General features: G+C 57.1%; 2 protein-coding genes. One reads left to right on the top strand and one right to left on the bottom strand.

Annotated features, from left to right (window positions below; all coding sequences use genetic code 11):
- Positions 1-38: 38 nt before the first annotated feature.
- A complete protein-coding gene (locus tag AC1DH9_RS27725) occupies positions 39-1,673 on the bottom strand; it encodes a methyl-accepting chemotaxis protein (protein WP_427540022.1) in 1,635 nt (544 codons plus the stop codon).
- Positions 1,674-1,970: 297 nt separating this feature from the next.
- Between AC1DH9_RS27725 and AC1DH9_RS27720 the strand changes: the two genes are divergently transcribed.
- On the top strand, positions 1,971-2,247 hold a 277-nt coding region (locus tag AC1DH9_RS27720), incomplete at its 3' end, for an undecaprenyl-diphosphate phosphatase (RefSeq protein WP_477809191.1).

Raw genomic sequence — 2,247 nt, 5'->3', positions numbered from 1 at the left:
GCTACGGATCGTGTAGTCGCAGGGAGGTGTTTCAGTGTCTACACCCGAAACTGCTTGAGCAGGCCATTCAACTGCTCACTGAGTTCTTTCAAATGCACGCTTGCGACGCTTGACTGCTCAGCGGCCAATGCGGTGCTGTGGGACAAACCCGCGGCCTGGGTGACGTTTTGGTTGATGTCCTCGACCACATGCGCCTGTTGCAGGGTTGCGCTGGCAATCGAGGCGTTCAGGCCGTTGAGATTATTCAGTGCCTGGCCGATCGCGTTCAGGCTGGCACCCGCCAACCCGGCCTGTTCAATGGTCAGCTGCGAGGCGCGGCTGCTGTCGCCGATCACTTTGACTGCCGCCTCGGAATGGCTCTGCAAGCGCTCGATCATCGACTGGATTTCAGCCGTGGACTTTTGCGTGCGCTGTGCCAGCAGCCGGACTTCATCGGCCACCACGGCAAAGCCCCGTCCTTGCTCACCGGCACGGGCCGCTTCAATGGCCGCATTGAGCGCCAGCAGATTGGTCTGTTCGGCGATCGAGCGGATCACTTCGAGCACGCTGCCGATCTGCGTGCTTTCGGTGGCCAGGGTGCGGATAACCTCAACGGCTTGATCGATGGTGCTCGACAGTTGATCGATCTGCTGCAAACTTCCATCGATGTTCACTTGCCCCTGTTGTGCCTGCGCTTGCGCATCGCGCATTTCGCTGGCGGCGTGTTCGGCATTCCTGGCCACGTCCTGCACGCCATAGGTCACTTCATTGATCGCGGTCGCCACCAGTTCCATTTGTTGGGACTGTTGCTGGCTGCGCGCCTGGGCTTGGGCCGCATCGTTGCCCAAGTCGCTGGATGACTGCCCCAGGGCACTGGCAGACAATTGCAACTGAGTGATGACCCGGCGCAATTTTTCCGTGAAGGCGTTGAAATGCTGCGCCAATTCGGTCACTTCGTCCTGACCGTGGGTATCAAGGCTACGGGTCAGGTCGCTTTCACCGCTGGCGATATTGGCCATGGCGTTCACGGTTTCCTGGAGTGGGCGCACGATACTGCGCGCAATCAGGATCACCAGCAGCGCCATCAGCACGGCAATTGCGAGCCCGACAAACGATGTTTGCCACACCTGTGCGTAGAACTCGGCCTGCATGTCATCGATGTACACACCCGAACCAATGACCCAGCCCCAGGGTTCGAAGAGTTTCACATAGGAGGTTTTCTGGACGGGCGTGCTGGCACCGGGTTTCGGCCAGCGATAGTCGACCATGCCGGCGCCTTTGGCCTTGGCGATGACCACCATCTCGTTGAACAACGCGAAGCCGTCTGGATCCTTGATCGTGGAAAGGTTCTGGCCTTCGAGTTTCGGATTGGTCGGGTGCATGACCATCACGGGCGTCAGGTCGTTGATCCAGAAGTAGTCGTTCTGGTCGTAGCGCAATCCGCGCACCACGCTCAATGCCTGTTTCTGCGCCGCTTCGCGGGTCAGGGTGCCGGCAGTTTCCAGGTCGTGGTAGTAAGCCAGAATACCGCTGGCCGTCTGCACCACATGTTGGGTTTTCTGGGCCTTGGCCTGATAAAGGTCATCGTGGATCTGCTTGAGCATCAGCACACCCAAGGTCAACAGCATCAGCACAGCCACAATCAGGATGAGCCACAAACGACGGCTGATCGACACACTGCGCAAGCTATTCATAACCGTATTACTCCTGGTTTTTTCTTGTTCTTGTCATAAACGACCGCCAGCATTCAGGCACGCTTTTGCTGTTGAGCCAACCCTACTCAAGTCCAATTACGGCGCAGCGTAATTCAGGCATGTCTGATAGGATTTCGGCCGCGTCAGCAAAAACCTGAAGTTGCGCTGATTTTTCACGGGGTTTTACGGCTTCGCGTGGGTATCGTGCGTAGTGTCATTCGGTGACGCTGATCGCAGTGGACGCTTGAATTTGATTAACGAGGCATGCCTTGGAGGCATCGTTTCATTGGGGGATTGATGGATTTTTGGACCGCCGTTCAGGCTTTGATTCTTGGCGTTGTAGAGGGACTGACAGAGTTTTTGCCCATTTCCAGTACCGGGCACCAGATTATCGTCGCGGATTTGCTTAACTTCGGTGGCGAGCGCGAGAAGGCATTCAACATCATCATCCAGCTCGGCGCGATCCTGGCCGTGGTCTGGGAGTTTCGCCGCAAGATTCTCGACGTGGTAACCGGGTTGCCAACGCAGCGCAACGCCCAACGGTTTACCGTTAACCTGTTGATCGCTTTCATGC

Source organism: Pseudomonas sp. 05T35 (assembly GCF_056396605.1).
This window is presented reverse-complemented; position numbering and strand designations above follow the sequence as displayed.